The 6,753-nt window shown below is 68.8% G+C and carries 5 protein-coding genes; 1 reads left to right on the top strand and 4 read right to left on the bottom strand.

Going from position 1 to position 6,753, the window contains the following annotated elements; genetic code table 11:
* Positions 1–238: 238 nt before the first annotated feature.
* Both Aco04nite_RS46980 and Aco04nite_RS46975 read right to left on the bottom strand, forming a co-directional pair.
* Complete coding sequence (locus tag Aco04nite_RS46980) at positions 239–889, bottom strand: nucleotidyl transferase AbiEii/AbiGii toxin family protein (protein WP_213003658.1); 651 nt, start codon at positions 887–889, stop codon at positions 239–241.
* 9 nt (positions 890–898) lie between these two features.
* Complete coding sequence (locus Aco04nite_RS46975) at positions 899–1,591, bottom strand: hypothetical protein (RefSeq protein WP_213003657.1); 693 nt, start codon at positions 1,589–1,591, stop codon at positions 899–901.
* 138 nt (positions 1,592–1,729) lie between these two features.
* Between Aco04nite_RS46975 and Aco04nite_RS46970 the strand changes: the two genes are divergently transcribed.
* A complete protein-coding gene (locus tag Aco04nite_RS46970) occupies positions 1,730–2,035 on the top strand; it encodes a hypothetical protein (RefSeq protein WP_213003656.1) in 306 nt (101 codons plus the stop codon).
* Between the two features lie 2,236 nt (positions 2,036–4,271).
* Here the strand turns inward: Aco04nite_RS46970 and Aco04nite_RS46965 are convergent.
* Both Aco04nite_RS46965 and Aco04nite_RS46960 read right to left on the bottom strand, forming a co-directional pair.
* Entirely contained in the window at positions 4,272–5,993 is a 1,722-nt protein-coding gene (locus Aco04nite_RS46965; protein ID WP_213003655.1) for a sensor histidine kinase, read from the bottom strand.
* On the bottom strand, positions 5,990–6,673 hold the full coding sequence (locus tag Aco04nite_RS46960) for a response regulator transcription factor (protein WP_275411711.1): 684 nt from the start codon (positions 6,671–6,673) through the stop codon (positions 5,990–5,992). Before Aco04nite_RS46960 ends, Aco04nite_RS46965 begins: the two co-directional genes overlap by 4 nt.
* Between the last annotated feature and the right edge of the window lie 80 nt (positions 6,674–6,753).

Here is a 6,753-nt window from a genome sequence, read left to right as displayed (position 1 = left end):
CGGCCTCAGGTGTCGCATCCCAGCCGGTTGCGGCCCAGCCGGTTGCGGCCCAGCCGGTTGCGGCGCGACTTCGTGCCCCGTGGCCAGATCCTGCCGCCCTCGCCACCTACTGCAACCGGATCATTCCGACAGTTGCAAAATCTGACTCCGCCAGCGCTTGTGGGTGGCGTTGAGAAACCGTCTCGCCTCCGGGCCGCTCCGTGAGGGATCGGGTGCGGGGTTCCGGCGGCATGTGCGGCTACATCGTGCGGGGCCAGGTGGCGAGGCGTTCACGCAGGCGGGTGACGTCGGGTTCGGAGAGGCCGTAGACGGCGAAGCGGGCGTTGTCGAGGCGGTCGAGGTAGCGGCCGGCGTCCGCGATGTCCTCGGGGTCGAGGGTGTCGTCGAGGGCGTGGGCCAGCTCCAGGACCCGCTCCAGTGGGTAGCGTTCGAGCGCGGCGGCGACGTCGATGTAGTCGCGGACCTCGCGACGGTTGACCAGGGCCGCGACCTTGGAGGCGACGAGGTCGTCGAGGTGCATGACCGGGCCGACCTCCATCACCACGGGCGCGCGGCGGCGGTCGAGGCGGGTCAGGGTCAGGCGCAGGGCTCTGGTGCCGTCGGCGACGTGATACTCCCGCAGGTCCTCGTCCATGCCTTCGAACATCTCGTCGGCCACCTCGCGGAACACCTGGTAACCCGCCGCGGTGAGGGCCCCGGTCACATCGGCCGCGGCGGCCTCGACCGCGCCCGCCGTGTCGGTGAACAGGTCGATGTCCTCGGTGGGGCGGCGGACGAGGCCGTTCACCAGCCACGCGACACCCCCGCCCAGCACGAACCGGTGCTTCTCCCCCACGGCCAGGGCGATGGTGGCGACGTCACGGTAGAAGTCGTCGATGTTCGAACTCACGACGAGAACCTAGCGCCCGGGTACGACAGAAACGATCCGCCCCGCACCCTTGCGCCGCTCGATCCGCGGGAGTTCGAGGCGCACCAGCGGCCCGTACACCGAAGGGTGGGTGGCGAGCAGGGTGCTCAGCGCTGTGAAGGCACGCTCGCGGACGGGTGGCACCCAGTCGAGGGACCGTTCGACCAGGAACGGCACGAATTCGGGGCGGGGGCGGGCTGCCATCGCGGTGACGGCGGCCTCCCGGACGTACCCGTCGGTGTCGAGGCTGGCGAGGGCCCAGGCGAGGGGGTCGCGCCGGCGGCGTACCCGAATGCTGAAGGGTTTGATCTCGGGTCTCAGCCGGCCGAGGCGGGCGTGACGGATCAGGTCGTGGGCCAGTGCGGGGTGCCACCCGAGCTGGGTGAGGGTGGTGCGGTCCCGGGTGACCAGCATCGCGGCGAGCAACTCCCGGTAGCCGTCGAGGCTGGGGTAACTGGCCACCGCACCCATCAGGCCCCACGGGAACGTACGCCGGTCCACGATCCGGTCCATGATCAGCGATTTACCCAGCGCGCCGAGGGCCACCATCGCGACGGCGGCGGCCAGCGAGAGGGAGCCCAGGAGCGGGTTACGCACGACGAGCGAAACCATCGCCGTCACCGGCCAGAGCAAAAGCAGCCAGACCAGCGCCACGACGAGGCTGGCCCATGATCTTCGGGACACGACCCGGACCGTACGCGGCCGGCGCGCACCCCGTCGACGTGGTTTCCCAGGGCCGGGCGCCGGTGCGATGGCCGAAACCTGGCGCCCGGGTGTGACAGAAACGCCATCGGAGACCGCCCTCGTGCGACAGTGATCCCAATGGCAAGCAAGGAACCCCCGGTCATGACCGCGGACGGCCACTTCGTCGTCATCAACGGCCGCCGCTGGCGCGCAACCGATCCCACCATCCCGGAAGACATCAACGCCACCCTGCGGCGGGCCCTCATGGCGGCCCGGCGAGATGTCGGCGCGGCAACGCGGTCGGGCCAGGACCCTGCGCCCGCACGCGCCCGGGTGCAGGCGGCGAAGGTCGCGCTCGGTGAACGCGGCACCCCCTGGTGGGAGCAGGACCCTGAGCAGCGGCAACAACGCTGGGAACAGGGTCTGCGCGACCTGGCCGAGTAAGCGACCTGGCCGAGTAAGCGACCTGGCCGAGCGAGCGACCTGGCCGAGCGAGCGACCTGGCCGAGCGAGCGACCTGGCCGAGCGAGCAGCCGGGGCGGAAGTTTGACGGATACCGCGCGCGTCCGGGTTGTCGGGGCCTTTGTGCAGGTAGGCGGGACGGCGCCGGCGAGGGGCAACCCTCGGGCCGTCATGATGGACCGGCCAGGTGCATGAAGGCCACGGCCGCACCGGGTGCTCGGGTGTCCGCAGCCCCGGCCGCCTCATCCCGGTTCCACTACCGCATGTCGCATCCATCGACCGTGGTATCGCGGCAGCCGAGGCAAACGGCCGCGACAGGAAGCCTCTCGCAATGTCACCGCACGGTAACTGAATGCGCGGTTCTCTGCGCTCTTACATTGATGTTCTCGTTAAATTGCCCCTCTCCTCAACTTGGTGCTCTCAATAGATCCCCGGTCTCGTTGATTCACTGCGGAAGCTACCAATCAACCTACCCGAGCCACCCCGTTCCCTGCCGCCCCTGTTGCCCAGATCACGTCTTCATACGGCTTATCAAATTGGCATGATCAACTCTGCTCCGGAGTGGAAACGATCATGATTGGCGGAGGATTATTGGCGCATGGGACAGTTGCAGATATTCGATGCGGCACAGGTAGCGGCAATGCGCGACAGGACGCGGTCGCGCAACTATTCCGCAGCCCGCGACGAGTTCCGCCGCGAGCACGAGTACCGCCGCGCGTGGGGCAAATACCGCCTGCACACCGAACGCCTACGCCAGCAACGCGCTGCCGAAGGAAACCCCTACCTTCACAGAAGCGGCATCCCCTGGGATGAGATCGCACGAGTGCCCCGCCCGCCACAAACCCCACACCCCCGCACTACCCCGGCAACCGCCACCGTCCCCCGGCAGCCCATGCCCACGCCAACCGCACCAGCCCCCACCCAGACGCCCCACTCCGCCACCGTCGCAGGACCCCGACCGGCCCCAGCGCGACAACCTCCCACGGGTAGTTCCACGCGGCCCGCACCAGCGTCAACGCCACAGCCCCGCGCAGCCAACGGCACAGAACCCGGACCGGCGGCACCGCCACGGACCCCTGCGGCCAAGGCCACAGCACCCGAGCCAGGTTCGGCGCCACAAATCCGCGCAGCCAGCACAGCCAGCACAGCCACTGCGGCAACCGCGGCAACCGCGGCAACATCCGGATTAGCTTCGGCACCACAGACCCGCGCGGCGAAGGCCACAGCATCCGGACCAGCTTCGGCGCGGCGAACCCGCGCGGTCAGCACAGCCAATGCGGCCAGCGCCACAACACCCGGACCAGCTTCGACGCCGCGAACCCGCGCGGTCAGCACAGCCAATGCGGCCAGCGCCACAGCACCCGGACCAGCTTCGGCGTCACAGGCTCGCGTGGCCAAAATTGCACCAGCCGAAGTGGGGCACACTCGCGCAGCTAGCCCGCCGTCCCGATCACCGTCAACGCAGAGTGCCCGTCCAGCCCGCCTCGAGAAAGTCGGACCGGCGCCGGCTCGACGGCCGCACCCCACCGGGCGAGCCGACGCGATCCCGGTGGCGTCACGTCCGGAGCAGCCGGACCCGCAGCTCCGGCGGCAGCCAACACCGAAGCGTGCACCCAGGCCCGCAGGGGAAAGGCAGCAGCCACATCAACCGAGCGCCGACAGACCAGGTCGAAGCCCGCAGGGGCCACCCCTGAGTAGAGCCTCGGTGGAGACGTTGTCACTTGCGGCTACTGCTGCGGCGAGCCCGGAGGCAGCGCGGCCTCCGCCTGAGGCGTCGGCGTCGGCGTCGGCGTCGGCCAGGGTTTATCGGGCGCGACATGTTGAGCGCTGCTCGATGGCCCGGCGCGAGCTGCGACACGGATACGGGTTTCAGGTTGATCGGCTCGGAGTAATGCGACCGTATTCAGATCGGGACAGTAATCGCATCTTTGGCTGGGTGCGAGACGCCAGACCTGCGATAAGGGCGAACGCTGATATTTCTCATAGACGCTTTATCTACCGCCGAGGTGCTCATGGAGTTCGGGGAGTGCTGGAAGATAGGTAAAGAATTAATCTGGGCACACATTTTTGTGCGGCTTGAGACAGTTGAGCGCGGGCCGGGGAGTATTCGTGGAAGTTCGTGAGGGAGATTGAGTGAGGTGCGCCTGGTTCCACGGGTAAAGGGCATTCGCGGGTGGTTGGTCGTGGCGGGTCACTCTGGTGGGGTTGATGGTTTGGGTTATGGGGGCGACAACGGTAGGTGGACGGTGAAGGTGGTGCCGAGGTGGGGTTTGCTGGTTACCTCGATGCGGCCGCCGTGGTCGGTGACGATGCGGTGGGCGATGGTGAGGCCGAGGCCGGTGCCGCCGGTGGCTCGTTGGCGGGCGGGGTCGGCTCGCCAGAAGCGGTCGAAGACTCGGGTGAGGTCGGAGGCGGTCATGCCTACGCCGGTGTCCTGGACGGTGAGGATTGCTTCTGTGTCGTGGGCTCGGACGCGGACCAGGACGTGGCCTTCGCGGTCGGTGTAGCGGATGGCGTTGGTGAGGAGGTTGCCGAGGACCTGGCGGAGGCGGTCGGCGTCGGCCTCGACGATGACGGGGGCTGGGGTGTCGACGGTGAAGGCGACGCCTGCTTCGGCGGCTACCGCTCGGTGGGCGGTGACGCCGCCGGCGGCCAGGTCGGCGAGGTCGACCGGGGATTTGGTGTATTTGAGGTCGCCGGCTTCGGCCAGGGCGAGGACCTGGAGGTCGTCGAGGATGCGGCGTTGGAGCAGGGTTTCCTCGTGGAGGGAGGCGAAGAGTTCCTTGCTCGGTTCGACGACGCCGTCCTGGAGGCCTTCGAGGTAGCCGCGCAGGTTCGACAGCGGGGTGCGTAGTTCGTGGGCGACGTCGGCTACGAGGCGGCGCTGGCGTTCCTCGCTGCGTTGGACGGCTTCGGCCATGGCGTTGAAGGAGGCTGAGAGGCGGGCGAGTTCGCTGGTGCCGCGGGCGGGGACGCGGACGTCGAGGCGGCCGTCGGCGAGCTGGCGGGAGGCTTCGGTGATGCGGGCGACCGGGCGGCTGACGCGGCGGGCGATCAGGGCGGTGCCGACGAGGGCGACGACGACCAGGCCGAAGAGGCCGAGGGCTGCGGGGCGGCCGAGCTGGGTGATGTCGGTGCCGGGTTTGGCGCCGAGATAGAGCTGCAGGGGTACGGCGGAGGACGTGGTGACGCCGTACGTGAACGTGGAGTAGAGGCAACCGGGGCGGCGTTCGGCCTGGACCTCGCCGTCGCGGGTGCAGTTGTGGTACTGGTCCCAGATGTCGAGGAGCCAGTAGGAGTCGTTGAGGACCTTGGCCTCGGCCTGTTTGCGGCACGCCGGGTATCTGGCGAGCTCGGCGGGGGTGATGTACGGCGTCTCGGCCAGAGGCAGGGCTGCGTCCTGGGAGGGGTCGTCGGCGGCGACGCAGCGGACCATGACCAGGGCGGCGCGGTACTGGGCGACCTTGCGGACCATCATCGCCGCGGGCGAGCCGTTGACCCGGTCGGTGGGGTCCGGGCCGAACAGGTCGGTGGGCATGATCGTCCGGAACTTCGTCTCGATGCCCGCGTCGATCTTGCCGGGCCTCGGGAGCACGGGGCGCGGGTCGACGCCGACGGCGGCGGCCTGGACGACACCCGAGACGCGGCTCTCTATGGTGTCGGAGTCGACGACGATGTCGCCGGTCTCGGTGCGCAGCTGGATGTGCAGGCCGGTCCGCTGCGACAGGTCGGCGACGACGACGTCGAGACCGGGCCAGGCGCCGTGGAGCAGGCCGAACCTCTGCACCGCGTCGATGATCTCGGTGCGGCGCTTGTTGGCGTCGAGCTGGGAATTCTCGTACTGACGGGAGGCGAGGCTGAGCGTCAGCCACGCGGTGGCGCCGATGGCGGTGACGGCGACGCCGATGACCAGCATGAAGATGCGCAGCCGGAAACTCACTGCTCCGCCATACGGTAGCCGCGGCCGTAGACGGTCTGCACGTAACGCGGCTCGGCGGGGTTCGCCTCGATCTTGCGGCGCAGGTTGACGACGTGCGCGTCGACCGTACGTTCCGAGACCTCCTGTTCGAAGCCGAACGTCTTGTCGATGATCTGCCCGCGGGTGAAGACCCGGCCCGGTTCGCGGGCGAGCAGCTCGACGATGCCGAACTCCTTGGCGGTGAGGATGACGGGTTCGCCGTTCACGCGTACCTCAAAACGACCTGCATCGACCTCGAGGCCACCGACTGTCAGGACCGACGACGGCCCGTCGGTGGCGCCGGTGCGGCGCAGCAGTGCCCGGATGCGGGCGGTGAGCTCGCGCGGGCTGACCGGCTTGGTGAGGTAGTCGTCGGCGCCGATGTCGAGACCCAGGAGCATGTCGTTCTCCGACGAGCGGGCGGTGACGAGCAGGATCGCGACGTTCGACTCGGCGCGCAGGATGCGGCACACGTCGAGACCGTCGACCAGCGGCATCATGACGTCCAGCACGACCAGGTCGGGGCGGCGGGCACGGGCCTGTTCCAGCGCCGCGCGGCCGTCACCGACAGTGAGGACCTGATGGCCGTCCCGTTCGAGGTAGAGGCGGATGAGCTGGGAGTGCTTCGGGTCGTCGTCCGCCACGAGAATGCGAGCTGTCACGGCTGACGATTGTCGTCCACCCCGGCAACAATGTTGGGTTCTCGTGAAGATCCATTCGACTTTCCATCAGATCGCGGATC

The organism is Winogradskya consettensis (genome assembly GCF_018332715.1).
GTDB lineage: Bacteria > Actinomycetota > Actinomycetes > Mycobacteriales > Micromonosporaceae > Actinoplanes > Actinoplanes consettensis.
This window is presented reverse-complemented; position numbering and strand designations above follow the sequence as displayed.